Here is a 25977-nt window from a genome sequence, read left to right as displayed (position 1 = left end):
GACGGTGAGCTTGCCGAACCGGGAACGGGTACTTCGCCTTCGTGGACGGTGAGCTTGCCGAACCGGGAACGGGTACTTCGCCTTCGTGGACGGTGAGCTTGCCGAACCGGGAACGGGTAAAAATTTACAGTGTATTATTCTGCTGCAGGTAAAACTGCACATAATCTGCCACGCCTTCTTCAAGTGTATGAAATGCGGTCTGATAGCCGGCTTTGCGAAGTTTCTGCATATTCGCTTCAGTAAAATACTGGTATTTATCGCGAATATCTGCAGGTGTATCTACAAAGGAAATATTCTCGGACACCTGCATAGCTGCGAAAGTGCTTCGCGCCAGATCGAGGAAAGTACGGGCCTCACCTGTACCTAAGTTGTAGATACCGGATTCCGGGAGTTTGGTAAGGAGAAAATAAATTACATCAGTTACATCCTTCACGTAAATAAAATCGCGCAACTGCTCGCCGTCTTTGTACTCAGGATTGTGCGAACGGAAGAGTTTCATGCCGCCGGTGGCCGTAATCTGGCGGAATGCATGAAAAATTACCGAAGCCATGCGGCCTTTGTGATACTCGTTCGGGCCATATACATTGAAGAACTTAAGCCCGTACCAATGCGGCGGCGCCACGGTTTGCTGCAGAATCCACTGATCCACTTCGTTCTTCGAATCGCCGTAAGGGTTGAGTGGCCTGAGTTTCGGAATAATGTCGTGATTATCGTCGTAACCATGTTCGCCCAAACCGTAAGTAGCGGCAGAGGAGGCGTAAATGAGCGGTATCTGATGCTGTGTGCAAAGCCGCCAGATGTCTTTGGTATAGTTGATGTTGAGGCGTTCAAAAATGCTTCGGTCAAACTCGGTGGTATCGGTACGAGCGCCGATGTGCAGCACGGCTTCTACTTTGCCTGCATGCCCGGCCAGCCAGTCAATAAATACATCGCGGTGAATACGTTCGGCGTATTTCTTGCCTTCGAGGTTGCGTGTTTTGCTCTCGTGCGAGAAATCGTCAACAAGAATCAAATCAGTGTGTCCTTCACGATTGAGGCGACTTACAAGACAACTTCCGATAAAGCCGGCGGCTCCGGTTACTACGAGCATATTATGTTATTTTAGAGGTACAAAGATAGAAATTGTGCGGCGGCTGTTACTTTATCGCTGCAAAGGGTTTATGTGAAGCAATTAATACAACCTGCATGGGTAGTCGTATAGCCTTTTATCGCATCCGGAATAGCCATTCGCTGCAACCGCTGCTGACTAAGCATTACCAGTGTTTCAGAAACTGGTGGTTAGAAGAGATACATATCGAAATTGACTGGACGGATGAAAACGAAATAAACGCCAATGAATTTATTGAGGCCAATGAATCATTGCCGGATGATTTTTTTACGGGAAATTATCAGGGCGGCACATATCTTGTCTCGGTTTTCATTGGCGAATATTTGAGCGATTCCGATGCAAATGAGGAATACATCGAACTAACCGGCCCGTTGTTAAGCCGCCGGCAATATGCCAAAAGCACTGAACTGGTTTGTGATACAGGAAACAAAGAGTTTATCCGCCTGTGGAATTTTATTATATCGGGAAGACTTATTAACGGCGAATCAAAAACAACTGTTTCTCCTGATGAAGAAGGATTCGGCTATTTAACGCCCGATGAGCAGTTGAGCCTGAAACAATACATAGAAAACACGTTTGGCAACGCTTCGCAAATGGAGAAAATATATAATGCCCCGGAACTGTTGCATCATCGGAAAAAATTCGAAATCGTTTCATCGGCGGGCACAACCACACATGCGGTGCCCGAACGCTTAACAACCGGACTTGAAGTTGTGTGGCATTTGCTTGCCGGATTGAAAAATAACGAGGGTAAATTTTCAGGTGATCTTATTATTCTCTTCGATAGGGAAAGCTGACCATCCGAAAATTTCTCTAAAATAAATCATAATTTATTTCGTTCTATATCTAACCTTAATTCCCCTTAAATATCATGATTCGCAAAACCATAATCCTCACTTCATTTCTTCTTCTTCAACTACTATCGTTAAAAGCACAGGTAGGAATCGCCTATATCAACCCGAACTTTCAGCAAATTAATTCAAAATCGTTCAACGCTTTTGCCAATAGTTACGTGGCTACAAACGGTTTCGCATTATCGTCTTATGATTTTTCACAAACAGGCACAGGTTTTACCATTGGTGGCGGTATTGCAGCTTCAAACAGTCCGATAATTCTGGGAATGGAATACTCGCGAGCCAAAAGCACGGCTGAGTTTAACTTCACCAACAAGGCACAGCGATATTTAAGCCTGCATTCAAACCTGCTAAATTTCAAATTTATGATACCGGTTGGCGATTTCGGGGAGAATCGTTTTCTGGGTTTAATTGAATTTGGTGCAGGTCTGGGCCGTGCTGTTATTAAATCGGAATTTCAACAGGGCACAACTCCTATTAACTCAACTGCCCTCGATGGTAAATTCACTTCATTTCATGGCGAAGTTTCCGGAGGGTTTTCGCTCATGTATATGTTTGGGCCGTTAGGGCTGAAAGCAAGTTGCAGTTATAACATGTCACTCATTTCTTCCCGCCTCGATGATAAAGACAAGGAAATGGATTACGATAGTTTGCCGCAGGATTTCGGTGCGTTTATACTGGCTCCGGCTGCTTACACCGGCGAAGAAGTAAAAGACGATTTCAGGTACCTGAAGTTTGGGCTTGGGGTGGTGGTGATACTGGATTGATCAATGTTGAGTAGCTCTTTTTTTAGCTGATGGTCTGGATCGTTTTTTGATTTCTGATTGTCACTGGAAGAATTTATTGGTTGACATTTTTCTTCAACGTATTCAAAATCAAATATTCTTTCCCGTAAGAATATTCATGTTCTGATCTGAATACAACACTATTGCTGTCACCTTTTTCAGCAATAAAGACACGATCTTCTATTTTATGTAAAGAATTGCTTTGTAACGGAGTATAACAGATTCTCAGCAGGGTATCATTTAATGAATATGTAAAAAACTCCCTGTTAAAAAATATTATACTGTCGCTTGAATTATTGTACAATACCGGATCAACGGGAGTACTCCATAAGTATTGTCCGTCTCTTGAAAAACCAGTAGAATCTGTAAGAAAAAAATAATCGTTGTGGTAGTAGTAAAAATCGCTTGACCACTGCGTTCCCTTAAGTATAACTTTCTCAATCGGTTTAATACTCTTTATATCACTTTTACTGTTGCATGATAAAATTATCAGTAGCAGAAACAACTGTGCATTCTTCATTAGCAATCAGAATATATTAAGGAAAATAGTTTATTAAATATAAACCACATCACTCATTTCAGGCACCAGTTTCAGGCGCTGCGCTTCAGCAAACAGTGTATCCACCGCCTTTCTTCCCTCCTGCCCCAGATCAACCGAAAAATCATTTACATAGAGATTGATGTGTTGCTGCATTACAGCCTCATCCATTTCCTGCGCATGTGCACGCACAAAAGGCATACTTGCCTCGCGGTGGGCGAAGGCATATTCCACACTGCGGCGGAGTACGCGGTTCATTTTCTGTTTTACTTCCTGGGGCAGCGTGCGTTTTACCACAATGCCGCCGAGCGGAATGGGCGTGCCGGTGGTGCTTTCCCAGAATTCGCCGAGGTCGATGATTTTGCGAAGGCCTTTTGCCTGATAAGTAAAGCGGTTTTCGTGAATGATGAGTCCGGCATCCGCCTCGCCGCTGAGCACGGCCTGTTCGATGGCGGAGAAAATCATGGGGACTTTATTCACTGCTTCCGGAAAGGCAAGGCCGAGGAGAAAATTGGCCGTGGTGTATTTGCCGGGAATGGCAATGCGCAGTTTTCCGCTACGCACCTCGTCGGCTTTAATTTCGCGCTTGCTGATGAGTAATGGTCCGCAATTGCGGCCGAGCGCACTGCCGGCTGGCAAAAGCTGGTAGTTAGCGGTGCAGTATGCGAAAGCGTGGTAGCTGAGTTTGGTCACATCCAGCTCGCCGGCAAAAGCGGCGTTGTTGAGTGCTTCCACATCGGCCATAAACGGTTTGAATACCAGGCCTTCAGTATCGATAAGCGGTGCGCGGCTGGCGTGGTGCAGCAGGGCATCAAACATAAAACAATCGTTGGGGCAGGGCGAAAAACCGAGGCTGAGTTCCATGGTATGAATTACAGACTTTTTAACACATGAGTAAGCGAATTGTTGAGGTTGCGAATGGCCAGCGGCATATTCCACGCCTCGCGGTTGCGGCGTTCCACCACGTTAGACACGGCGCGGATTTGCACACAGGGCTGTGCCGCAGTAAGGCAGGCATAGAAAAACGCTGCGCCTTCCATGCTTTCGGTGTGCGGATTCCAGCGCGTGCGCACAGCCTGAATGCTGGCTTCATGCCCATGCACTTTGTTTACGGTAATGCCGTTTACCTGCGGCAATGACTTAAATGCGGCTTTGTCGGCAGCCGAAGCAAACAGGCGGCTGCGCTGAAAGGGGGCTTCATTTTCACCCAGCAGCTGCAACTCGTGAATGCTCAGAAAGGCATCGCCGTCTTCGGCACCGAGCTCAGGAAAGAAATCGCTGGTTACATTTACCACATCGCCAATGGCAGGCGTATTGCCAAAGCTGCCACACACACCGGCGTTAATTGCCAGATCGTACTGCTTTGCGGCAAGTGCGCGGGCTGTCCATACAGCAGTGGCTGTGCTGCCCACCCCGGTAAGCAGCACGTCAAGCTGTATTTCGCCGCTGCGGTAGCTTTTAAGCCTCGGCGATAAATCGGCCGTAAACTGAAGCGATGAAATAAGCGGCGCAATTTCGAAATAAGTGGCAGCTACCAGCAGAACATGCATAGGCTTTGTTTGTTAATACAACAATTGCGACAGCAAAGGTAGTCCAAACACCGTCTTTCCAACGTATATTTGTACAGCAATATGGTTTACATCACCCGGCGCGAGCGTTTTACTGCCGCGCACAAACTGCATCGTCCCGACTGGAGCGACGAACAAAACAAAGCCGTGTTTGGCGGCTGCTCCAATCCCAACTGGCACGGCCACAATTATGTGCTGTGGGTTACTGTAAAAGGCAAGGTAAATACCGAACTTGGCTATGTAATGAACCTGAAAGACCTGAGCAGTCTGCTCAAAGAACGGGTTATCGACAAACTCGATCATAAAAATCTGAATCTGGATGTAGATTTTCTGCAAGGAGTAATGACCTCTACAGAAAACGTGGCCATTGCGATCTGGAAAGAAATTGAAACACCCATTGCTGCGCTTGGTGCGCAGCTGCACAGCGTGAAAATTCAGGAAACAGAAAATAATTTTGTCGAATATTTCGGCGAGTAATGCTGCAAAATATGGAAGAAGAATTTGGCTACCAGAAAATAGACAAGTACAAAGCCGAAACCATTGACAGTCTGGCCGGCAAGTACAAAGTAATCCTCAGTGAGATTGGCGAAAACCCTGAACGTGAGGGCCTGCTAAAAACGCCCGAACGTGTGGCCAAAGCCATGCAGTACCTCACCCACGGCTACGATTTAAACCCGGCCGAGATTTTGCGCTCGGCCATGTTTAAAGAAGAATACAAGCAAATGGTACTTGTTAAAGATATTGAAGTGTATTCGATGTGCGAGCACCATTTGCTGCCGTTTTTCGGTAAGGCGCATGTGGCCTATATTCCGAACGGCTACATTGTGGGATTGAGCAAAATTCCGCGCATTGTGGACGCATATGCCCGCCGCCTGCAGGTGCAGGAACGCCTCACCACCGAAATACGCGACTGCATACACGAAACACTTCAGCCGCTTGGCGTGGCCGTGGTAATTGAATGCCAGCACCTTTGTATGCAGATGCGCGGTATTCAGAAGCAGAATTCGGTAACCACCACCTCCGCCTTCACCGGCGAATTTCTGAACGAAACCACCCGCTCCGAATTTATCAGCCTGATTGGTGCCAAATTGCACTAATTGCAAAAATTAATATTTGTTAAGACGGTTACTTTCACAATAACTTAGCCGTCGTAACCGACATAGAATAGTATAACTTTGTACTTGTAATTTAATTACACTATGAACAATTACGGAAATCAAAACAACTGGAACCAGAACAACAACTGGAACCAAAGTAACTGGAACAACAATCAGGGCTTCGGCACTCAAACTGCCGCTGTGACCAGTGATAAGGCCAAAGCATTTCTTGCTCAGGTAATGGGCTGGATGTTTGGTGCGCTGCTGCTTACTGCAGCCGTGTCGTGGGCATTTGCCAATATCCCGGCACTTACTTCTATCATGTATAATGTAGATCCGGCTTCGGGCTACATTACGGGTATGAGTATTGTGGGCTGGGTAGTCATGTTCCTGCCGCTTGTGCTGGGGCTGGTGATGAATTTTGCTTTTGAAAAGCTCTCGTTCGGCGTGCTTGTATTGCTTTTTTGCGGCTATGCCACAGCCATCGGCATGAGTCTTAGCGTTATTGCCTTTGCGTACGCGGGTGCTGTAATTGCGAAAGCGTTTCTGATCACAGCAGGTGTTTTTGGCATTATGGCCTTTGCCGGCTGGGTTACAAAGGCTGACCTTTCACGTCTGGGCACCATTCTGATGATTGGTTTTGTAGGTGTGGTAATTGCTATGCTCGTAAACGCCTTTATTGGCAGCAGCGGCTTTGCCTTCATCATTGACATTGCCTGCGTGGTAATTTTTACCGGTCTTATTGCCTATAAAATTCAGCAGGTAAAACTTACCGGCGAACAGGTAGGTACCTCACAGCCCAAATTTGCCTTAATAGAGGCACTTGGCCTGTACATTACCTTCATTAACCTGTTCCTCACCATCCTGCGCCTGCTTGGCCGACGCGATTAAGCGAACGTAATACATTAAAAGCAGCACACCCGCCCGAAACAGGCGGGTGTGCTGCTTTTGGCACCTGCCAAAATCGCTATCTTAGCGGCCTTAACCTTCGAAACCGATTTATGAAAAAAGCATACGTATTTCCCGGCCAGGGCTCGCAGTTTTCGGGCATGGGTAAAGAGTTGTACGAAAACTCGGAACTGGCCCGTGGCATGATGGACAAAGCCAACGAGTTGCTGGGCTTCCGCCTTACCGACATTATGTTTGGCGGCACCGACGAGGAGCTGAAGCAAACCAAAGTAACCCAGCCGGCTATTTTCCTTCACTCGGTAGCTTTGGCAGCCACGCTTGGCGATAGTTTTGTGCCCGATATGGTAGCAGGCCATTCGCTGGGCGAATTTTCGGCGCTGGTGGCCAACCGTGCGCTGGCGTTTGAAGATGCAGTAGTGCTGGTGTCGAAACGCGCGCTGGCCATGCAGAAAGCCTGCGAGGCACAACCCTCCACCATGGCTGCCGTGCTGGGTCTCGATGATGCCAAAGTAGAAGAAATCTGCGCCTCGGTAAGCGGCGATATTGTGGTGGCAGCCAACTACAACTGCCCCGGCCAGCTTGTAATTTCGGGCACGGTAAGCGGTGTAAACACGGCCTGCGAACTGCTTAAAGCCGCCGGAGCCAAACGTGCACTGGTGCTGCCGGTTGGCGGTGCTTTCCACTCGCCGCTCATGGAACCTGCCCGCGTGGAACTTGAAGCCGCCATTAACGCCACACAATTCAATACGCCCGTGTGTCCGGTTTACCAAAACGTGAATGCAATGCCCGTAAGCGACCCGGCACAGATTAAAGCCAATCTGGTAGCCCAGCTTACCGCCCCCGTGCGCTGGACCCAGTCGGTACAGCATATGGTGAACGACGGCGCCACCCACTTTACCGAAGTAGGCCCCGGCAAAGTGCTTCAGGGCTTGGTGAAGAAAATTGCCCCAGCCGCAGAAACCACCAGCGCATAAGAGCCTGTTTTAAAATTCATTCTTTGGCTTTGTTTCGGCACAGGTTCTAAACCCAAACACGACTATTTTTCAACAGAAATAGTTATGTAAGCACATCCTGATTACTTTTCCCACAACAAATTCATATCATAATATGGGAAAATTTATCATCACCAAGCGCTCTAATGGTGAGTTTCAGTTTAACCTGAAAGCCGGAAACGGACAGGTTATTCTAACCAGTGAAGGCTACAGCAACAAAAGCGGTTGCGAAAACGGCATTGAATCAGTGCGCACCAATGCACCGAACGATGAGCGTTACGAACGAAAGGAGTCGAAAAACGGTAAGCCGTATTTTGTGCTCAAAGCCGGAAACGGACAAATTATAGGCACCAGCGAAATGTACGAAAGTGCGGCAGGCATGGAAAACGGCATTGAATCGGTTAAATCCAACGCGCCGGATGCCACTGTAGAAGACAATTCGTAAGTAATAAACAATAGATGTTTGAAGAATGCCGTTTCTTGTAAAAGAGGAGCGGCATTTTCTATTGTACCTTTGGGTAAACACTCGGCAAACATGAAAACATTTGCATTAACTGCCCTTTTGCTGCTGGGCACTGTAGCTAAGGCTCAGTTCTTTCAGGGTTTTGGAATTATGGGCGGCGCTACATACAGCAACCAGAAATGGCTGTATGCCGAAAACAACGGCAAAGATAAACTGAAGTACCTGCTGCGCTGGAATGCCGAAGTGTTTGCCGAATTTGGCGCACACCCCACTTTCCGGTGGGTAACCGAACTTCAGTATAACGGGAAAGGCGCTAAAATGGAAACCCCGGCGGGCACCACACGCTACAAAAACAATTACGCCGCCTGGAACAACTACCTGATGATCCGCAAGGAATTATTTTCCATTATTCCTTACTTAAAAATTGGCCCCCGCCTTGAATACGTATTCAAAACCGATCAGCAATTCACACCATTCCACGCTACAGGAAGCATTGGTGCCGGAGTGGAATTCGTATCGTTCGGGAAACTCAAATTTCTCACCGAATTTCATTATGTACCTGATCTGACCCGCTCTTTCAGCAACAACATTGTCACAATAAAACAACCGGCATTTGAACTTCGCGTAGGATTAAAATTCGGAAAAGCAGGTAATGCCACCTGTCCGGGTTTGCAGTAAAAAAGTGACAAAGTTCTTTCGAATGGAAGAAAAATGTCATATATTTGTGTATGAAAAAGCGCGGTTCAGGAAAAAAATCTTCTCCCAAAGAAGAGAAGCCCTGGGTGCAGTCTCCGCCACGGCCCTACGGCCCGGTTGGTGAAGGTATGGGCGGGTGGCTTGTAAAAGAGCCGGCAGCTACATATGTTCGCCTTACCCGTGAGGGCTTTGATCGCCGCCACCTGGAGGAGCTCCGCACCATCAGTGATCTTGATTTAGACACGCTGGCCCGCTTACTGGGCATAAACGTCCGCACCATCATGCGCAAATCAGATTTAGAGCCTTTCCGCCCCGAAACCACAGAGCGCATGCTCGAGTTACTTCGCATGTACGAAATCGGCGAAGACACCTTCGGTAATTTGCCTGCATTCCGTTCGTGGCTGGCTTCGCCTATTCCGGCATTCGGCAATGAAACTCCCCTTTCCTACTTAGATACCGGTTTCGGCATACGCATGGTTGTTTCTGAGCTGGAGCGCATTAATCACGGCATTTTCAGTTAAAATTGCTATGCTGCTTTACCGCATAGCACGTGAGCGATTTGCACGCGATCTTTCAGGCGAAGGGGCGCGCATTCATGGCGGGCGCTGGAATTTGCCCGGACATGCCTGTGTATATACAGCCATGAGCCGTTCGCTGGCTATGCTGGAGTTCAGGGTGCACCTGAACAATGTATCGCAAGTGCCGCCTGATTTGCGGCTGATTACGCTTGATGTGCCGGTACGCTCGATAAAGGAAATAGACGCGGAGCTGGTTTCGCCCAACTGGCGGAAGTATCCGCCGCCGGCCGAGTGTGTACGCTACGGCACGCGGGAACTGATCTTGCAGGAAACGCTGATGCTGAAAGTACCGTCGGCCATTGTGCCGGAAGAATTTAATGTGATACTTAATCCGGCACACCGGAAAATGCGTGAGGTGAAACTGGTGGATTGCCTGCCGCTGATACTGGATCCGCGTTTGTTTGGCGGTGCCCAATAAATGGCCGTTACTGCCGTTTACATTGCGTAATTTACGGGCGATGAAACTCAGGCTGCTTTTTGTGCTTTTGCTTTTGCCGCTGCTGATACAGGCAGCCGGAAAGCTGCGGCTGGAAGTGTATGAAAACGGCACGGCCAATGTGCTTCGCCGCTACAAAGTACCTGAAACCTTTGCCAATACAGCTGAGCGCGAAAATGCGCTGAACAATTTGCTGCGCAGTTGCTGGAACGATGGCTTTCTGGCTGCAGCTTACGACAGTTTGCAGCAAGACAGTATGGTGTTGCGTGCGTGGCTGAATGCGGGTGAGGCCTACCGCTGGGCATTTGTCAAAAAAGGCAATGTGGATGAGGAAATACTCAATGCGGCCGGTTTCCGCGAACGCCGCTGGCGAAACCGTCCGCTTCGCATAGCCGAGGCCGCACGCCTGCAAAACGATGTACTGAACTGGTGCGAAAACAATGGCTACCCGTTTGCAGCCGTGCGGCTTGACAGTGTGCAGATTTTGCCCGGGCAAACGATAAGTGCAAAACTGCATCTTGACAAAAGCCGCTTTACCCGCATTGACAGCATTGAGGTAAAGGGCGATCTGAAACTGGCGCCCGCCTTTTTGCACAATTACATAGGCATAGCACCCGGCGATGCCTACAACGAACAGCAGCTGCGCGCCATTACGGCACGCCTGCGTGAACTGCCCTTTTTGCGCGAAACACAATCGCACACCGTACTGTTTACGGCGAAATACACCAAACTGACGCTGTTTTTGCAAAAACGCCGCGCGGGGCAATTTGACGGGGTTGCCGGCTTTTTGCCCGACAGCCGCACCGGGCAGCTTGTGTTTACCGGCGATGCGCGACTGCGCCTGCAAAACAGCTTTGGCCGCGGCGAACTGATTGACCTGAACTGGCGCCGCCTGCGCGAACAAACGCAGGATCTGAAAGCGCGCCTCACCTACCCGTATTTGCTGCGCACACCGCTGGGGCTTGATTATACCATACGCCTCTACCGCCGCGATACATCGTTTATTGACGTAAACCAGAACTTTGGTTTGCTGTATATGTTTAGCGGTGCAGCCAGTTTGAAAGCCTATGTAAACCGCCGCAACTCATCGCTGCTATCGACCGCGGCGTATGAAAACCTGACCACGCTGCCGCCGTTTGCCGATGTGAATACGACCTCGTGGGGACTTGGTTTCAGGCGCGAGAAGCTGGACTACCGTTTAAATCCGCGCCGTGGCTGGCAGCTGATGGTGAATGCCGATATTGGCAACCGCACCATACGCCAGAATGCCAACCTGAATCCGGTGGTGTACCAAAACCTGAAGCTGCGCACGGTGCAGTACAGTGCGGAGCTGCTGCTCGACAAATACTGGCCGCTGGGCAGGCGGAGCACCATTAAAACCAGTGTGCAGGCGGCGTGGCTGCAAAACGAAACCATTTTCAGAAACGAATTGTACCGCATTGGCGGTTTGCGCTCGCTGCGCGGGTTTGACGAGGAGTCGATTTTTGCATCGAGCTACGGCATTGGCACGGTGGAATACCGCTATTTACTGGAAACCAATTCGTTTTTCTTTGTGTTTGCCGACGGAGCGTGGTACGAAAACCGCAGCAAGGATTTTGCCACCGACACGCCGTTCGGGTTTGGTACCGGTGTGAGTTTTGAAACCAAAGCCGGCATACTTTCCATTACGTATGCGCTGGGCAGGCAGTTTGGTAACCCGGTGCAGCTGCGCGACGGGAAAATACATATTGGTATTGTGAGTTTGTTTTAATTGGTGTGTTTATTTGATGTGCCGGACGGTTTGAATTTATAGCCCAGACTGAACGGAAAGACCGGAAGGTTTACAGGGCTTTTCAATGTACGAAACTGCTGAGGACTTGGAGTGAAGGCTGGAGCCTGACCTGTTTTTGATGCACCTAATGGTTCGCTCCTTATCTATTTTGTGAGAATTCACTGTAAATTCAGCAGATAATGCGATGATTTAGAGCGGTTGTTTTTCTGTATTTTTAACCCTGTGGAAATAGTTTTGATTTTTTGTGGAATTGCTGCCGGTGCCCTGCTTGTGTGGGTGCTGATGAAAAACCGTATTGATCCGCAAACGGTAGAATTGAAACGCACGAATGCGGGGCTTGAAGCCGAAAAAAAATCGGCCGCTGATGAAGTGGTGCGATTGCGTGGTGAACTTGAACGTGAAAAACAGAGATTTGAAAATACGCTGAAGGAAGAACGGAAAAATGCGGATGAATTATTGAATGAGTTGCGAGGCAGTAACCTTGAATTTTCGGCTCAACTGGCGCGCGAAAAGGAAGCACATGCAAACCTGAAAACGCAGCTGGAAGAACAGAAAGGACAACTGGAAAAACTACAGGAACGTTTTACCAAAGAATTTGAACTGCTGGCCAATAAAATTTTTGAAGAGAAGAGCCAGAAGTTTACCGACCAGAACCGCACGCAGTTAGACATACTGCTGCAACCACTGGGCGAGAAGCTGAAAGATTTTGAGAAAAAGATTAACGATACACATCTTGAAGACACCAAGGAACGCGCATCACTGAAAGAACAGCTTGCACAGCTTCATCAGCTGAATCAGCAAATGAGTACGGATGCTGCCAACCTGACGCGGGCGCTGAAAGGCGACTCGCAAAAACGTGGTGCGTGGGGTGAATACATTCTGACGAGCATACTTGAAAAGTCGGGGCTGGTGGCCGACAGAGAGTACAAACTCCAGCAAAGTATTACCACGGAAGAAAATCAGCGCCACCGGCCTGATGTGATCATATACCTGCCCGAAGGCAAGCATCTGGTAATTGACTCAAAAGTATCGCTGGTGGCATACGAGCGCTATACCTCGGCCGAAACAGACGACGAGCGTACTGCTGCTTTGCGTGAGCATGTAGCTGCCGTGCGCAAACACATAAACGACCTGGGTACAAAAAATTACCAGCAGCTTTATTCGCTGAACAGTCTTGATTTTGTGTTGCTGTTTATGCCGGTGGAACCTGCGTTTGCTGCTGCACTGCAAGGCGATGCGGAGTTGTTTAATGTGGCCTTTGACAAGAACATTGTGATTGTGAGCCCGTCAACACTTCTGGCCACGCTGCGCACTGTAGCCAGTATATGGCGGCAGGAAAACCAGAACCGCAATGCGCTGGAAATTGCACGCCAGAGCGGTAAACTGTATGAAAAGTTTGTGGGCTTTACCGAAGACCTTCGTAAGATCGGGCGTAAGCTGGAAGAAGCGCAGGCTGCGCATCAGGAAGCATTCAGCAAGCTCGACACAGGACGTGGTAATTTGGTGCGGAGTGCCGAAAAGCTGAAAAAGCTGGGCGCAAGAACCACCAAATCGCTCTCGGCTGAGTTTATGGCCGATGATGCAGATGATGACGATACGGAGGATGAGGTATGAAGCTGAAGGTTACCGGGCTTTGTGTACTCGCTGTATTACTCTGGCTGCTTACCACCTGCCGCGCAGGAATGCCCGCCGCATCGCGGTTGAACATGGCCTCCTACTACGATGCGCAGGCCGAAATACTACGCGCTGATTTTGCATTGCACAACGAATCAGCCTCCGCCACCCGGCTTTACTTCCGCCTTGATGCTGCGCAATTGCTTTATGTGCGCGCGCTGAATACCAATACCTACAGTGCAAAACTGCTGCTCAGCTACATTCTGCACCCATTAAACGCGCCGCGCACTGTGGCCGACAGTGGCCACGTTGTACTTACCGATGAAGGCATACCGGGACAAAGCAAAATACTTTCCGGATCCATTGCCATGCGCATAAAGCAGCCGGGCCAGTACAGCGTGGAAGTGGCCCTGCGCGATTTGAACAAACTCACCAGCCGTGTTGAACTGCTCCAGCTTGATCAGGAAACAACCGATGCGGCCGAACGTTTTCTGATAAGCAATACCGAGCAGCGTATTCCCGTTTTCAGAAATTATACCGACACCGGCGAACAACTGCTGATACACTGTCCAGAAAACACGAAACGCATACTGATTCGTTACTACGCGCCGGTACAACAGCCTGCGGCACCTCCGTTTCTGATAAATACCACGCATGAAAACGCCAAAGCCGATACGGCATGGTGGATGGAAACAAACGGCATAGTCGCATTCCGCGCGGCACGTTACGGACGCTATTCATTTCACACCTATGAAAATGCAAAAGGCGGTTTGCTGCTCAACTGCATGCGCACGGGCTACCCGGCTGTGAGGCAGGTGCAGCAACTGGTAGAGCCGCTGCGCTACCTGATGCCACGCGAAGAATACGCTGCACTTACCGCCAGCAAACAACCCAAAGCCGCAGTAGATAAATTCTGGCTCGACCGGGCTGGAAGTGAAGAACGCGCACGCACAGTGATAAAAAACTTTTACCAGCGCGTGGAACAAACCAACACACTGTTTACTACTGACCGCGAAGGCTGGCAAACCGACAGGGGCATGATTTACCTTATTTTCGGGCGGCCGCAAAGTGTGTACCGCTATCCGGCATATGAAATCTGGTACTACGGCTCGGATGCGGGCAATTCAAATGCGCTTTCGTTTACTTTTATGCAGTATTCCGAAGGTTACCGCAATGATTATATTCTTGAACGAAACCTGGCTTACAAAATAAACTGGCTGGCTGCTGTGGATGCATGGCGGCAGGGACAGGTTTACACGGCACGCTGATGAACAAACCACACTACTATAACCGACACGAAGAAACACAGTACGACGGTGCGCTGATATACGGCATACACGCTGTGACAGAAGCCGTGCGCGCGGGAAAAGAAATAGACAAACTGTTTATGCAGGACGGCCTGCGTGGCGATTTGATTGTGCAACTTAAACAATTGCTGCGCGATAAAGGCATACTGTACAAAACCGTGCCACCCGAAAAACTGCAGCGGCTGGCCGGATCGAAAAACCATCAGGGCGTGGCTGCATTTCTCTCGCCGGTGGGATTTCAGAAAATTGAAGAGGTGCTGCCGGCGCTGTTTGAAGCCGGGCGTGTGCCCCTGCTGCTTATGCTTGACCGTGTAACCGATGTGCGCAATTTTGGCGCCATTGCCCGCACGGCCGAGTGTGCAGGTGTGGATGCAATCATCATCCCCTCGCGCGGGGCGGCAGCCATTAATGCCGATGCGGTAAAAACATCGGCCGGGGCATTGCATACCTTGCCGCTTTGCCGCGAAGACAATTTAAAACTCACGCTCGACTACCTGAAAGATTCGGGCGTGCGCATTGCCGCCTGTACCGAAAAAGGCAGCACTGACCATTACGCCACCGACCTGAGCGGCCCGATGGTGGTGATCATGGGTTCGGAAGAAGACGGAATTTCGGGCGAATACCTGAAACGTGCCGATGTGCGGGTGAAAATTCCGATGCGTGGTGCAATCAGTTCGCTCAACGTATCGGTGGCTACGGGTATTGTATTGTTTGAAGTATTGCGACAGCGCGCAGCAACCGAAGAAGCCTGATGAAAACTGTACTGCGCGATTTGCTGCTTGTGCTGCTGATGGTAACTGCTACGCGGCTGCCGTTTATTTTTGATGGCTTTGGTGTAGAGGAAGACTCGTGGGGATTGGTTGTGAATGCCTACGAAATGAAGGAAAGCGGCGAGTACCGGGCATCGCGGTTTCCGGGGCATCCGCTGCAGGAATATGCCTACCGCGCTGTATATAACCAGCCTGCCTGGGTATGGAATCTGATGAGTGTGGCAATGAGCGTGGCGGCGGTGATGTTTTTTCATCTTGCCCTGCGCAAACTGAAACTAAGCGCCGCCTGGCCGGTAACGGTAATGCTGGCTTTTACGCCGGTATTTTTTCTGGCTGGTACCTATACGATTGATTATGCGTGGACGCTGGCTTTTGTAACCGGTTCGTTCTGGCTGCTGTGTGAAAGGCGTTTTCTGTGGAGCGGCGTGTTGCTGGGCATGGCGGTAGGATGCCGGCTTACCACGGCCGTATTTGTGCTGCCGTGGTTTTTGCTGCTGTGGAACCGCATGGATCCGTGGGGCAGCGTGAAACTCTGGTTGCGCATGGCGGTACCTGCGGGCATAATTGGCGTACTGTGGTTTGTGCCCGCGTTTGTGGTGTATGGCAAAACGTTTTTCGATTACAGCGATCAGTTTCCGTATCCGCCTTTGGCGAAGATTGTGTATAAAGCCAGCGTTGGCGTGTTTGGTTTAATTGGCATTGTGGCTTTACTCTACGCAGCGGTGGCAGGTATAAGAAACTGGCGCTCACGGAATTTGCAAGGCAATGCATTATTTACCGAAAAACGCCTGCTGGCGGTGTGCGGTGTAATTGTGCTGCTGCACATAGCCTCTTACCTGCGGCTGCCGCAAAAAGCCGGATACATGCTTCCGATGGTGCCGTTTGTATTACTGGCTGCCGGCACGTTGCTCACCCTGAAACAAAGCCGCATAGTGGCCGCATTGTTTCTGATTGCACCTTTTCTGTTCAGCATAAATCTTACCGACCCTATGCGCGGTTCCGAAGCATCGGCAGCGGCTTTTACCTTTCATGCCGCAGGTCAGGAAATCTTTCTCGATCCGCTGAGTGGTCCGGCGCAGTCTGAACGCTCAAAACGACTGAATAAAATGGCCTACTGTAACCGCATAATGGCTGCTACCGATACGCTCAGCTCGCCTGCTCTGCTCATTTGCGGCTGGTGGTACAACGAATTGAAAACGGAACACTACACCCGGCCGCAATCGAAATTTGTGAGCTACAGGTTTTACGAAACCTGCGCCGTGCTGGACAGCGCCCGCCAAAAAGGCGCAAGGATTTATTATCTTTCTGAGCAAAATCTGTACAACGACCAGATGTTTGGTCAGCAATGCACAGATAGTCTGGCCAAACCCTTTCCCGTTAAATAATCATGCCTGCACCCGACACACGAAAATATCAGGGACTCATTACCACCGGCATTGTGGTGGGTGCACTGCTGCTTTTGTTTATTGCCGGCTCGGCCGCTATTCTTTCGATAGCCGCAACCACCCAACGTATGGCGAACGATGTGCAACAAGATATGCTGGATGCACAACTTGGAATAAGTGACAGTATAGATGAAAGCGAGCAGGCCGATGAAGTGGTGAAAAATGGAGAAACAATTGATTATTCAATGGTTTATACCGAAGAAGCACTTCACGACAGGTGCGAAATAAACCAGCTTGAGCAATATAATTTAAGAGAAAAATTCAGTAATCCGGCTCAACCTGACGCATTGGATAAAGTGAATGAATTGAATAATGAAACTAAGCGGGTTTATGAAATGCTCAATAAATTCCGCAGAGGGCTAAACGATACTATGATGCGAACCGGCGATTATGGTAATCAGGCACTTACTGCGGCCTATTTCAATACAGATAATCGTTCCAAATACATTCTGAAGGAATTAAAGAATTACCGCGATAAGATGGTAGTACAAGCAAAAGTTTTTAACCCTGCAGATCAATCATCACCCCAAAACTCATTACCGCTTAATGATATTCCCTCTAAGAATCAAACCGGAGTATGGGATGAATCAAAATTTTATGATACCCCGGAAAATGCAATTCAGTATTTACTCGAACTGCAATTTGCGGTAAAGTATTTTGAATATGATGTGCTGATGATTTACAGTAACTAATTGCTGCCACAACCTGCTTTTTACGCCGTTCGTCGCCCGAAAAATCCGGTTGGGAGGTTTTCGATGCGAAAAGTGAAAGAAACCCCTATTTTCGCTAAACACAAAAGATTAAGGGGAAAATCGAAATGAAAAAAGTGTACTTAATTACCGGTGCCCTGCTGGCATCGGCGGTGCTGCTTGCACAAGCTGAACGAAAGGATAAAGGAGGTTTGAAAACCTACTCAAACCCGTTCTTCGGCCAAATCAAAAAACAGCTTGGCGAGTTTAACAACAAACCGAAAGAAGAAGAAAAGCGGTTTATGATGGACTACACGGGTGTGGAAGTCCCCAAGTCGATGAGTGAATTTAAAACCGTGTATTCAACACCTGCCATTTCGCAGGGAACCACAAATACCTGCTGGTGTTTTTCCACCTTGTCGTATATCGAAAGCGAAGTAAACCGCCAGTCGAAACAGGAACTGCGCTTATCACAATCGTATATTGTGTATTGGGAATATGTGGAGAAAACAAAAGAGTTTATCCGCACACGCGGCAATACCTTTATTGGTGAAGGTTCGGAGTCGAATGCAGTTACACGCATGATGAAAATGTATGGCATTGTACCTTATGATTCATACACCGGCCTCAAGCCAAACCAGCCTTTTTACGATCACGTTACCCTTTTCGACGAGGTGAAAAAGTATCTTGATAATGTGAAAGCAAGCGGCAACTGGAACGAGGAACAAACCATCAGCACCGTAAAATCAATTCTCAAGTTTCACATGGGCGAACCGCCCGCAACCGTTACCGTAAACGGCAAAACACTTACACCGAAGCAATACATGACCGACGTGGCAAAAATAAATCCCGACGACTACGTGGATTTTATGTCGCTCATGGAAGCACCTTACTACACCAAAGCCGAGTACAAGGTGCCCGACAACTGGTGGCACTCGGCCGATTATCATAACGTGCCGCTTGATGTGTGGATGAACATTATCAAAACCGGCGTGAAAAACGGCTACAGCATTGCCATTGGCGGCGATGTATCAGAAGGCGGCATTAATCCTGAATTGGGCGTAGCAATGATTCCTTCATACGACATTCCGTCGAAAAACATTGACGAAAACGCGCGTCAGTTCCGTTTCAGCAATGGCACCACCACCGACGATCATGGCGTACACCTTGTAGGCTGGTGCGAAAAAGCAAACGGCATGTGGTTCCTCATTAAAGACTCGGGCAGCAGCAGCCGCAACAATCCGCAAAATCCCGGCTACTACTATTACCACGAAGACTATGTGAAGCTGAAGATGATGAGTTTCACCATTCACAAAGATGCGGTGAAAGATATTCTCGCCAAATTTCCGGCGAAGTAAACCAGTATCACATTACAAAAAGAGCAGGCTGAATGGTCTGCTCTTTTTGTATTTGATGTAATCAAGTAATTAGCGAAACAGGAATGCCGGTTTTTGGATAAATTTGGCACATGAAAAAATTGGCCGGGATTTTTCTGGTGACACTGCTCGTTACGGGCTGCAATACGTATTCAGACCTTGATAAATTTTCGTGGATGCTTGGCAGCTGGAGCAGTACGGATGATAACGGTATTGAATTTCTGGAGCACTGGAGCAAAAGCGGCAGTAACACATTTACCGGAACCGGTGTAGCGATTGATGTAACGGGCGATACGCTTTTTAAAGAAACGTTGAAACTTGAACTCATAGACGGGGTGCCTTACTATGTGGCTACGGTACCGAAAAATCCGGGGCCGGTGTTGTTTCGTTTAGCCGAAGCGGAAGGCCGCAAAGCGGTATTTGAAAACCGCGAACACGATTTCCCGCAGCGCATACGCTACGAGCTGGATGCGCAAAATGTGCTGCAAATAAGGCTTGATGGTGTAGAAGCCGGTAAACCCAAAGTAGAGCGCCTGAAGCTTACCCGCATTAGCGAATCGGTGCCGGGTGTAAAATAATTGCACCTGCTTTATGGAAGACAAGCCCGGGCAGCATCTTGAGTAAAAGCAACCCAATGAATACCGCATTTCATATTCCCGAACCCTGCCACGAAAGCTGGCAGCGCATGCGCCCCGAACAAAACGGCCGCCATTGCGACGCATGCTGCAAAGTGGTGGTTGACTTTACGGGAATGAACAACGATGAAGTAATTGCTTACCTGCACAGCCGCAATGGCGAAAGGGTATGCGGACGAGTGAAAAATACACAATTGCCTGCTCCGGAATCTATATCTGTTTCACCGCTCAGTTCTGCTAAGCCAAGGCGTTTGGTACGCTTTGCGGCTTCGTTGTGGCTGGTGTTTGGTACATTGCTGTTTTCGGCATGTAACAAGCCGGTGGTAAAAAAAGAAGCCGCCCGGCCGGTGAACACGATAGCAGAAACCAACACGCATACCGTTTACGCCGACACAACAACTCGTAAAGTGAAGCAAAGGGAGCAGATCTTTACCGAAGTGTCAAAAGACGAACACATCATACACATGCGTCCCAAAAATCCCGAGCTGGAAATCATTCATGAGCATACCCTGGGTATGATGGAAATGATGCCCGATTTGCCACCTGCAGACACAACGAGACGATAAGCAAACGGATTACTAAATGGTCAACTGAAAAGTTGGCCTTTTTTTATGCGTGGTTGTGGAAAGTCAGCGGCCCGCGCATCCTTTAGAAAACAAAACGCTTATGAAACCCGCCATTCATATTCCCGAACCCTGCCACGAAAGCTGGCAAGCCATGCAACCCCGGCAAAACGGACGTTTCTGCGATTCGTGCTGTAAAGTGGTGGTTGATTTTACGGCTATGAGCAACGAGCAGATAGTAGCTTATCTGCAAAGCAAAAAGGAAGAGAACGTATGCGGACGTTTCAAAAAAACACAAGTGAGTACTCCGGTGCAGCAGGTAAAAACCATTCGTATAAAATGGCAGCTGCAAAAATTTGCAGCTGCACTCTGGCTGGCATTTGGCGCTTTGCTTTTTACGGCGTGCAACAAATCAGCACCCAAACAGAAACCGGTAGAAAGTTATCCGAAGGCGCAGCAACACCTTAATGGTTTAATGATCATTCCTGAAACAAGCAATCCAACCACAGCTATCGCCGAAAAGCCGGAAAATAAACCAGCGACAATTTGTATAACCGGAGAAGAAGAAAACTACACCACAGGTGCACCGGTTCAGGAAATAATTATCGAAGATCAGCTTATGGGCGAGCCAGCGGTTGTTGAAATAATTAAAGGAGAAGTGTTGGCACCCGACACGATCATTAAACCCGATACTTTACCACAAACATTGCCAGTTATTATTGAGCATGAAATGGGTAAAGTGCAGTATGTGGAGCCGGAGAAGAACAAGCGAAAGAAGAGAAAATGATTTTAAATAGTAATACTGTTTTTAAACATAAAACGCCCGGACAAGTGAATGTCCGGGCGTTTGCATTTTCCCGATGCTGCGGGGTTTAACAGCAACCGGTTGGATGCCGTGAGCGCAGATTAGCCGCGCACTTTACCGGTGAACTGCTCCACATCCATTGAAACAAGTTGTTTCGTTTCGAGGCTGGCTGCGGTATAAACAGCAGTTACGTTAAGCTCCACATCGCTGATGATTTCGAGGAAACCGATCATGAGTTTTGCATCCGGATTTGAACCGCCGTAAAGCAGTTCCTGCAGGCGCGTGCAGTCGTCGAGTGTGGCGGTGTCTGAAGGCAGCAGAATTGCGTCGAAAGCTTCGGGCTTCACATAACGCGGTTCGCGGCCAAGCACTTCACCACGATCCACAAGCGGCAACACGTGTTTGCGGATGTTGGCGTCTTTGCTGTTGTAGTTGTGGATATTGATTTCGGTGGCGTAGAAAGCGGGACGAACCGGAGCATCCTTGCTGTCGAAATCCTGAATACCGCACACATACTTCACGCTGTACACGTAGCGTTTGCACGATGTGCAGGCAGGCACCACAATGCGCACACGTTTCTGCGCAACCACCACGCCATCAACAACTACATCAAGCGTTCCGAAGAATTCCTGATCCTTGTCGGCACATTTTACCACGCCGGTGAACAGCACTGCGAAAGGCAGCGTGTGATCGCGGTCGCGGGTAAGCGGGCCGTAGCCGCCGGCAGGATCAATGGACGTTACAAACGGGATAATGTCGCCGGTGGGCACAAGACTCACGTTGTTGATGGTGTTTACCGCTGCAGTCACCAGATTCACAATTGTGGTTACAATTTGTGAGGCATTGATGCCGCTTACCGACTGTCCACCTGTTGCAGCCGCAATGTTTACGGCCTGGTTGGGGTTGCCGTTGGGCGGGCACGAGCCGGGGTAGCTGGAGCTGATCGGATCAGGATCGGCGTTGAGGCCGTTTCCGTTTACGCTGATGGCGAGTACGGCGATGTTCTGATCCACAAGTTTGTTGGTTACCAGCGCCTCGGTGATGTTGTAAGGCAGACCGGTCATTGAAGCGCAGATCGGATCATGCCCCGGTGCATCGCCAAACCACACAATGATGCGCTTGGAGTTTGCACGCCAGCCGATGCTTGTTCCGGGAGGTTGTGCAAGTGCATTAAGCGCAAAGAACTGACCTTCGGGCGTATCAGCACCGCCGCTTGCTGTCCAGCTGTTGATAGCCGCGGTTACCAACGAAGTATCAGTGGTAAGCGCCTGCTGATGCTGGAAGAAATACGGATCGGTGTTGTCTTTGTAATTACCCGCACCGAAAGCGATGTCGATACCCAAACCGGTAAGTGCGCTGAAAATGTTGGCAGCACCGGTTTTCACGGCATTGAGGTATGCCCCCATTGAACCGGTGGTATCAGCCAGAAAATACACGTCGGCACGACGCACACCGGCTTCTTTGGGAATAAACACGCTCAGCTTTTCGGCCAGTGTTTCGCCGGGGCAGAGACGCAGATCGTTTACCGAAGGAGTGATGGTAATTACACCATCCACAGGCTCCGGACGCACGGCACGCAGCGGCTCGGCATCGTAAAAATCAGCAGCCACAATGCGGGCGAGGTCGGAAAGACGCTCTTCGGCAATTGCACCGCCTTCGGCATTCACAAGCACGGTAGCCACAGGCATGTTGGGCTGTTCAACCGATACGGCACCAAACTGATAGATCGTATCCACGAATCCCGGAAGCTCAAGCGAACGGGTAAACGAAAGGATAATTTGTTTGGTCTTGAGTTTGTCGGTGAGCAAACGCACAGCAGTTTCCTGGGCAGCCGCAGGCGCAGCGCCATCTTTCAAAAATGTTGACATGAAAAAGGTTTTAGGTGAAAAATAAAGCGTAAAACAATGGTAACTTTTTAACCGGTTTTTACTCTTTCCTCCTGCAGTGAGGTGTTGTGCACAACAAGTATCAGATACAAGACAAATATACTACAATTCAGTACCTCTTGTCAAGTGTTTTAATGATAAAAAAGCGTTTTTATTGATATTTTTATTATTGATTATCAATACATTACACAACATATTAATAGTCAGAGTTAATAGAATAAAAAACATAATCAAAAGCCTGTTTTTCTTGTATATCGAAGTCAAAAATCACACAAAAACAGCTTTAATACGTATCAATTACCCGATCAATTAATTTATAATTATTACAGAACATTCAATTCACAGGAATTACAGATTCAGCACTATGCGTGAGAGGAAAAAGTCTGTTATTTTTCCGGCCTGTTTACATTCTTACCTTTGCTTCGCGTATGGCCAGGCTAAAACTTGCACTGATTACGGTTGATGATCCGCGTGACAAACGCGCGTGGTCGGGCACCAATTATTTTCTGCTGAAAACGCTGGAGGAATATTGTGGCGATGTAACTGTGCTTGGTCCTTACACACCACAGCCGCAGAAGTTTCTGGCGCAGGTAATCAACGAAATATCGCTGCGCATTTTCAGGCGGCGGTATGATTACCGCCACTCGGCGATGTTCAGGCGGGCATTGGGGCGATATTTCAGCCGCAGGCTGGCGCAGGGTAGTTTTGATGCGGTCATTGTATCGGCATCGAATGCGGCGGCGGCGGGTTTGCGTTCATCGCTGCCGGTGGTGTATATAAACGACCGCAGCATTCCGGGCGCAGTAGGCTACCACAAGATACTGCAACAGCTCTGGGGCTTTTCGCTGCGGCAGAGCCTTGAAACCGACCGGCTGGCGATAAGCCGCAGCACACATACCGTTTTCTGCTCGCAGTGGGCGGCCGGTTCGGCGGCATTGCACAAAGGCATCGACCCGTTGCGCATTCACATTATTCCGTTTGGTGCCAATATTGAAACCGATCCTGGCGCACCGGCCGCCGTGCCGTTTCCGCCGCCGGTGGTGAAGCTGCTTTTTGCCGGGGTAAACTGGTACGATAAAGGCGGCCCTGTGGCGCTGCAAACACTGGAAAAACTGCTGGCGCGAGGCATTGCCGCCGAGCTGGTGGTTTGTGGCTGCACACCGCCCGTGCAGCATACGCACATGCACGTAAAAGGCTTCCTGAACAAAAACAATCCCGCCGAGTTCGAACAACTGCTGCACGAATTCCGCACCGCGCACTTCTTCCTCCTCCCTACCCGTTTCGAAGCCTACGGGCTGGTGTTCTGCGAGTCGGCCGCCTACGGGCTGCCCGTGCTGGCTCCGGCCACCGGCGGTATTCCCACCATTGTACGCGACGGCGAAACCGGTTTTCTGCTGCCTCCCGATGCCACCGGCGAAGCCTACGCCGATAAAATAGCCGCTTTGATTGCCAACCCTGACCGATGGCAGGAAATGCGTACAACAGCACGCAAACGCTACGAAGAAGTACTGAACTGGCAAAGTTTTGCCCGGGAATTGAATAAAATCCTTCCCTGAACAGGCGCTTTCACTGAATTTTAATCTTACGGACGCCTGCAAAAGCCCGTAAATGCTCAATTTGTTGCAACAAAAGGGCGGAATCGTAAATTTGCAGCATGATTATGCCCATTGTAGCTTACGGCGACCCTGTACTGCGCCGCGTAGGTGATGAAATTGATGCTGCTTATCCGAACCTGAAGCAGCTCATTGCCGATATGTTTGAAACCATGTACCACGCAAAAGGTGTGGGGCTGGCCGCACCGCAGGTGGGAAAATCAATACGCCTGTTTATTGTGGACGGAGCGCCTTTTGCCGAAGATCCGGAAACGGAAGAAGAAGAAGCATTGGGCAGTTTTAAAAAAGTATTTATCAATGCGCAGATTCTTGAAGAAGAGGGCGCCGAATGGAAATACAACGAAGGCTGCCTGAGCATTCCGAAAATCCGTGAAGATGTGCTGCGTAAACCCAATGTGCGCATACGCTGGCAGGATGAATCGTTTGCCACACACGAAGAAACATTTACCGGCATCGCGGCCCGTATCATTCAGCACGAATACGACCATATTGAAGGCAAGCTGTTTACCGACCGCATCAGCCCGATGCGCCGCCAGCTGCTGAAAAACAAGCTGAACGATATTTCGCGCGGACGTGTGGCGGCTGATTACAAAATGCGCTTCCCTTCAAAATAATATCAAACTGTCTTCCCCGCCCTATCTTTATAAGACGATGAAACAAACGATTTCTACACTCAGCATTTTTACTGCTGCGGCGCTGATGAACCTGTTTACTGCCTGCGGCGGAAACACAGCACAAAAGAATGACAATGCCGACAGTTTGGCGACAAGCGCGAAGGCCCGCACCATGTATATCGAAAACATTTCGGTGGCCGAAAAACGCATGAATGAAGACAAAACCTTCAATTCAAAAACAGCACTCGAAGCACTGAAAGCTTATACAGATTTCACCACGCTTTACCCCAAAGACAGCCTCACAGCCGATTATCTTTTCAAAGCCGCTCAGATTGCGCAGTCAACCGGAAACTACAAACAGTCGGCTATTTACCTCGAAACCATTCTCGATCAGCACAAAGGTTATAAGGAATACGCCGCCGCCTGCTTTTATACGGCCAACCTGTACGACGATCATCTCGAAAATGTGGACAACGGCGCAGCGCGCGCTAAACAGCTTTACGAATTTATCATTGCCAAATATCCCGGCACAAAATGGGCCGAAGATTCAAAAGTGCTGATGGAATATATCGGCAAGTCGAATGAGCAGTTGATGGAAGATATTATTAAGAAGAGCCAGCAGCAGGTGAAGTAAGTAAGTTCCCTTCGATAAACTCAGGGAACGCGACAAGCTCAGGGAACACCACAAGTTCGGACTCCTGATATCCTGTTTCTTAATATGTTTCAATGCACCGGTGCCTGAGCTTGTCGAAGGCACCGATGTTTTTTGCACCGGTGCCTGAGCTTGTCGAAGGCACCGATGTTTTTTGCACCGGTGCCTGAGCTTGTCGAAGGCACCGATGTTTTTTGCACCGGTGCCTGAGCT

General features: G+C 49.2%; 28 protein-coding genes. 23 read left to right on the top strand and 5 right to left on the bottom strand.

Annotated elements, in window-relative coordinates; translation table 11 throughout:
* Nucleotides 1-124: 124 nt before the first annotated feature.
* Nucleotides 125-1090: an ADP-glyceromanno-heptose 6-epimerase gene (gene rfaD, locus IM638_19255; GenBank protein MCA6365178.1), complete on the bottom strand. Its 966-nt coding sequence runs from the start codon at nucleotides 1088-1090 to the stop codon at nucleotides 125-127.
* 95 nt (nucleotides 1091-1185) lie between these two features.
* On the opposite strand from rfaD, the gene IM638_19250 reads away from it, so the two are divergent.
* A complete protein-coding gene (locus IM638_19250; GenBank protein MCA6365177.1) occupies nucleotides 1186-1905 on the top strand; it encodes a hypothetical protein in 720 nt (239 codons plus the stop codon).
* A gap of 74 nt (nucleotides 1906-1979) precedes the next feature.
* On the top strand, nucleotides 1980-2729 hold the full coding sequence (locus IM638_19245) for a hypothetical protein (protein ID MCA6365176.1): 750 nt from the start codon (nucleotides 1980-1982) through the stop codon (nucleotides 2727-2729).
* 73 nt (nucleotides 2730-2802) lie between these two features.
* Here the strand turns inward: IM638_19245 and IM638_19240 are convergent, their stop codons facing one another.
* From IM638_19240 to mqnB, 3 genes are read right to left on the bottom strand one after another with little or no spacing between them, the layout of a single operon-like run.
* Entirely contained in the window at nucleotides 2803-3267 is a 465-nt protein-coding gene (locus tag IM638_19240) for a hypothetical protein (protein ID MCA6365175.1), read from the bottom strand.
* Nucleotides 3268-3300: 33 nt separating this feature from the next.
* Nucleotides 3301-4149: a 1,4-dihydroxy-6-naphthoate synthase gene (locus IM638_19235; GenBank protein MCA6365174.1), complete on the bottom strand. Its 849-nt coding sequence runs from the start codon at nucleotides 4147-4149 to the stop codon at nucleotides 3301-3303.
* An 8-nt stretch (nucleotides 4150-4157) separates the two neighbouring features.
* Entirely contained in the window at nucleotides 4158-4835 is a 678-nt protein-coding gene (mqnB, locus tag IM638_19230; GenBank protein ID MCA6365173.1) for a futalosine hydrolase, read from the bottom strand.
* Nucleotides 4836-4916: 81 nt separating this feature from the next.
* On the opposite strand from mqnB, the gene IM638_19225 reads away from it, so the two are divergent.
* From IM638_19225 to IM638_19140, 18 genes are all read left to right on the top strand, one after another.
* A complete protein-coding gene (locus tag IM638_19225) occupies nucleotides 4917-5330 on the top strand; it encodes a 6-carboxytetrahydropterin synthase (protein ID MCA6365172.1) in 414 nt (137 codons plus the stop codon).
* Complete coding sequence (folE, locus tag IM638_19220) at nucleotides 5330-5950, top strand: GTP cyclohydrolase I FolE (protein MCA6365171.1); 621 nt, start codon at nucleotides 5330-5332, stop codon at nucleotides 5948-5950. The genes IM638_19225 and folE overlap by 1 nt, the downstream gene beginning before the upstream one ends.
* Before the next feature lie 102 nt (nucleotides 5951-6052).
* Nucleotides 6053-6841, top strand: a complete 789-nt coding sequence (locus IM638_19215) for a Bax inhibitor-1/YccA family protein (GenBank protein ID MCA6365170.1) — start codon at nucleotides 6053-6055, stop codon at nucleotides 6839-6841.
* 110 nt (nucleotides 6842-6951) lie between these two features.
* Nucleotides 6952-7833 carry an ACP S-malonyltransferase gene (gene fabD, locus IM638_19210; GenBank protein ID MCA6365169.1) on the top strand — a complete coding sequence of 294 codons (882 nt, stop codon included), beginning with the start codon at nucleotides 6952-6954 and terminating at the stop codon, nucleotides 7831-7833.
* 133 nt (nucleotides 7834-7966) lie between these two features.
* Nucleotides 7967-8296 carry a YegP family protein gene (locus tag IM638_19205; protein MCA6365168.1) on the top strand — a complete coding sequence of 110 codons (330 nt, stop codon included), beginning with the start codon at nucleotides 7967-7969 and terminating at the stop codon, nucleotides 8294-8296.
* 90 nt (nucleotides 8297-8386) lie between these two features.
* Nucleotides 8387-8992 carry an outer membrane beta-barrel protein gene (locus tag IM638_19200; GenBank protein ID MCA6365167.1) on the top strand — a complete coding sequence of 202 codons (606 nt, stop codon included), beginning with the start codon at nucleotides 8387-8389 and terminating at the stop codon, nucleotides 8990-8992.
* 50 nt (nucleotides 8993-9042) lie between these two features.
* Complete coding sequence (locus IM638_19195; GenBank protein ID MCA6365166.1) at nucleotides 9043-9531, top strand: DUF2384 domain-containing protein; 489 nt, start codon at nucleotides 9043-9045, stop codon at nucleotides 9529-9531.
* A gap of 7 nt (nucleotides 9532-9538) precedes the next feature.
* The gene (locus tag IM638_19190) at nucleotides 9539-10006 is read left to right on the top strand and encodes an RES family NAD+ phosphorylase (GenBank protein MCA6365165.1); all 468 of its coding nucleotides are present in this window, start codon (nucleotides 9539-9541) and stop codon (nucleotides 10004-10006) included.
* A gap of 40 nt (nucleotides 10007-10046) precedes the next feature.
* Entirely contained in the window at nucleotides 10047-11774 is a 1728-nt protein-coding gene (locus IM638_19185) for a BamA/TamA family outer membrane protein (GenBank protein MCA6365164.1), read from the top strand.
* 243 nt (nucleotides 11775-12017) lie between these two features.
* Entirely contained in the window at nucleotides 12018-13409 is a 1392-nt protein-coding gene (gene rmuC, locus IM638_19180) for a DNA recombination protein RmuC (protein MCA6365163.1), read from the top strand.
* Complete coding sequence (locus IM638_19175) at nucleotides 13406-14677, top strand: GWxTD domain-containing protein (protein MCA6365162.1); 1272 nt, start codon at nucleotides 13406-13408, stop codon at nucleotides 14675-14677. Before rmuC ends, IM638_19175 begins: the two co-directional genes overlap by 4 nt.
* Nucleotides 14677-15468 (top strand): 23S rRNA (guanosine(2251)-2'-O)-methyltransferase RlmB, encoded by a 792-nt coding sequence (gene rlmB, locus IM638_19170; protein MCA6365161.1) that lies wholly within the window; start codon nucleotides 14677-14679, stop codon nucleotides 15466-15468. Before IM638_19175 ends, rlmB begins: the two co-directional genes overlap by 1 nt.
* On the top strand, nucleotides 15468-16871 hold the full coding sequence (locus tag IM638_19165) for a DUF2029 domain-containing protein (GenBank protein ID MCA6365160.1): 1404 nt from the start codon (nucleotides 15468-15470) through the stop codon (nucleotides 16869-16871). Before rlmB ends, IM638_19165 begins: the two co-directional genes overlap by 1 nt.
* Nucleotides 16872-16873: 2 nt before the next feature.
* The gene (locus tag IM638_19160; GenBank protein MCA6365159.1) at nucleotides 16874-17623 is read left to right on the top strand and encodes a hypothetical protein; all 750 of its coding nucleotides are present in this window, start codon (nucleotides 16874-16876) and stop codon (nucleotides 17621-17623) included.
* Nucleotides 17624-17748: 125 nt separating this feature from the next.
* Complete coding sequence (locus IM638_19155) at nucleotides 17749-18978, top strand: peptidase C1 (GenBank protein ID MCA6365158.1); 1230 nt, start codon at nucleotides 17749-17751, stop codon at nucleotides 18976-18978.
* Between the two features lie 110 nt (nucleotides 18979-19088).
* Nucleotides 19089-19574: a hypothetical protein gene (locus IM638_19150; protein MCA6365157.1), complete on the top strand. Its 486-nt coding sequence runs from the start codon at nucleotides 19089-19091 to the stop codon at nucleotides 19572-19574.
* A 56-nt stretch (nucleotides 19575-19630) separates the two neighbouring features.
* A complete protein-coding gene (locus IM638_19145; GenBank protein ID MCA6365156.1) occupies nucleotides 19631-20197 on the top strand; it encodes a hypothetical protein in 567 nt (188 codons plus the stop codon).
* 100 nt (nucleotides 20198-20297) lie between these two features.
* Nucleotides 20298-20981 (top strand): hypothetical protein, encoded by a 684-nt coding sequence (locus IM638_19140; protein MCA6365155.1) that lies wholly within the window; start codon nucleotides 20298-20300, stop codon nucleotides 20979-20981.
* A gap of 119 nt (nucleotides 20982-21100) precedes the next feature.
* Here the strand turns inward: IM638_19140 and IM638_19135 are convergent, their stop codons facing one another.
* Nucleotides 21101-22867, bottom strand: a complete 1767-nt coding sequence (locus IM638_19135) for a hypothetical protein (GenBank protein MCA6365154.1) — start codon at nucleotides 22865-22867, stop codon at nucleotides 21101-21103.
* A 446-nt stretch (nucleotides 22868-23313) separates the two neighbouring features.
* On the opposite strand from IM638_19135, the gene IM638_19130 reads away from it, so the two are divergent.
* From IM638_19130 to IM638_19120, 3 genes are all read left to right on the top strand, one after another.
* Entirely contained in the window at nucleotides 23314-24441 is a 1128-nt protein-coding gene (locus IM638_19130; GenBank protein ID MCA6365153.1) for a glycosyltransferase family 4 protein, read from the top strand.
* A gap of 98 nt (nucleotides 24442-24539) precedes the next feature.
* Complete coding sequence (locus IM638_19125; protein MCA6365152.1) at nucleotides 24540-25112, top strand: peptide deformylase; 573 nt, start codon at nucleotides 24540-24542, stop codon at nucleotides 25110-25112.
* A 37-nt stretch (nucleotides 25113-25149) separates the two neighbouring features.
* The gene (locus IM638_19120; protein MCA6365151.1) at nucleotides 25150-25746 is read left to right on the top strand and encodes a hypothetical protein; all 597 of its coding nucleotides are present in this window, start codon (nucleotides 25150-25152) and stop codon (nucleotides 25744-25746) included.
* The last annotated feature ends 231 nt before the right edge of the window (nucleotides 25747-25977 follow it).

It is taken from the genome of Bacteroidota bacterium, assembly GCA_020402865.1.
GTDB lineage: Bacteria > Bacteroidota > Bacteroidia > Palsa-965 > Palsa-965.
Note: the sequence above shows the minus strand (reverse complement) of the source record. Positions and strands in the feature narration are given on the sequence as shown.

Bases quoted from the DNA above. Each gene is read 5' to 3' on its own strand.
- IM638_19190 (MCA6365165.1), top strand. From the start codon at position 9,539: ATGCTGCTTTACCGCATAGCACGTGAGCGATTTGCACGCGATCTTTCA.
- IM638_19165 (MCA6365160.1), top strand. From the start codon at position 15,468: ATGAAAACTGTACTGCGCGATTTGCTGCTTGTGCTGCTGATGGTAACT.
- IM638_19245 (MCA6365176.1), top strand. From the start codon at position 1,980: ATGATTCGCAAAACCATAATCCTCACTTCATTTCTTCTTCTTCAACTA.
- IM638_19215 (MCA6365170.1), top strand. From the start codon at position 6,053: ATGAACAATTACGGAAATCAAAACAACTGGAACCAGAACAACAACTGG.
- IM638_19195 (MCA6365166.1), top strand. From the start codon at position 9,043: ATGAAAAAGCGCGGTTCAGGAAAAAAATCTTCTCCCAAAGAAGAGAAG.
- IM638_19185 (MCA6365164.1), top strand. From the start codon at position 10,047: ATGAAACTCAGGCTGCTTTTTGTGCTTTTGCTTTTGCCGCTGCTGATA.
- IM638_19135 (MCA6365154.1), bottom strand. From the start codon at position 22,867: ATGTCAACATTTTTGAAAGATGGCGCTGCGCCTGCGGCTGCCCAGGAA.
- IM638_19140 (MCA6365155.1), top strand. From the start codon at position 20,298: ATGAAACCCGCCATTCATATTCCCGAACCCTGCCACGAAAGCTGGCAA.
- IM638_19145 (MCA6365156.1), top strand. From the start codon at position 19,631: ATGAATACCGCATTTCATATTCCCGAACCCTGCCACGAAAGCTGGCAG.
- IM638_19200 (MCA6365167.1), top strand. From the start codon at position 8,387: ATGAAAACATTTGCATTAACTGCCCTTTTGCTGCTGGGCACTGTAGCT.
- IM638_19160 (MCA6365159.1), top strand. From the start codon at position 16,874: ATGCCTGCACCCGACACACGAAAATATCAGGGACTCATTACCACCGGC.
- IM638_19235 (MCA6365174.1), bottom strand. From the start codon at position 4,149: ATGGAACTCAGCCTCGGTTTTTCGCCCTGCCCCAACGATTGTTTTATG.
- IM638_19150 (MCA6365157.1), top strand. From the start codon at position 19,089: ATGAAAAAATTGGCCGGGATTTTTCTGGTGACACTGCTCGTTACGGGC.
- fabD (MCA6365169.1), top strand. From the start codon at position 6,952: ATGAAAAAAGCATACGTATTTCCCGGCCAGGGCTCGCAGTTTTCGGGC.
- IM638_19125 (MCA6365152.1), top strand. From the start codon at position 24,540: ATGATTATGCCCATTGTAGCTTACGGCGACCCTGTACTGCGCCGCGTA.
- mqnB (MCA6365173.1), bottom strand. From the start codon at position 4,835: ATGCATGTTCTGCTGGTAGCTGCCACTTATTTCGAAATTGCGCCGCTT.
- IM638_19120 (MCA6365151.1), top strand. From the start codon at position 25,150: ATGAAACAAACGATTTCTACACTCAGCATTTTTACTGCTGCGGCGCTG.
- IM638_19225 (MCA6365172.1), top strand. From the start codon at position 4,917: ATGGTTTACATCACCCGGCGCGAGCGTTTTACTGCCGCGCACAAACTG.
- IM638_19240 (MCA6365175.1), bottom strand. From the start codon at position 3,267: ATGAAGAATGCACAGTTGTTTCTGCTACTGATAATTTTATCATGCAAC.
- IM638_19205 (MCA6365168.1), top strand. From the start codon at position 7,967: ATGGGAAAATTTATCATCACCAAGCGCTCTAATGGTGAGTTTCAGTTT.
- folE (MCA6365171.1), top strand. From the start codon at position 5,330: ATGCTGCAAAATATGGAAGAAGAATTTGGCTACCAGAAAATAGACAAG.
- IM638_19130 (MCA6365153.1), top strand. From the start codon at position 23,314: ATGGCCAGGCTAAAACTTGCACTGATTACGGTTGATGATCCGCGTGAC.
- rfaD (MCA6365178.1), bottom strand. From the start codon at position 1,090: ATGCTCGTAGTAACCGGAGCCGCCGGCTTTATCGGAAGTTGTCTTGTA.
- rlmB (MCA6365161.1), top strand. From the start codon at position 14,677: ATGAACAAACCACACTACTATAACCGACACGAAGAAACACAGTACGAC.
- IM638_19250 (MCA6365177.1), top strand. From the start codon at position 1,186: ATGGGTAGTCGTATAGCCTTTTATCGCATCCGGAATAGCCATTCGCTG.
- IM638_19155 (MCA6365158.1), top strand. From the start codon at position 17,749: ATGAAAAAAGTGTACTTAATTACCGGTGCCCTGCTGGCATCGGCGGTG.
- IM638_19175 (MCA6365162.1), top strand. From the start codon at position 13,406: ATGAAGCTGAAGGTTACCGGGCTTTGTGTACTCGCTGTATTACTCTGG.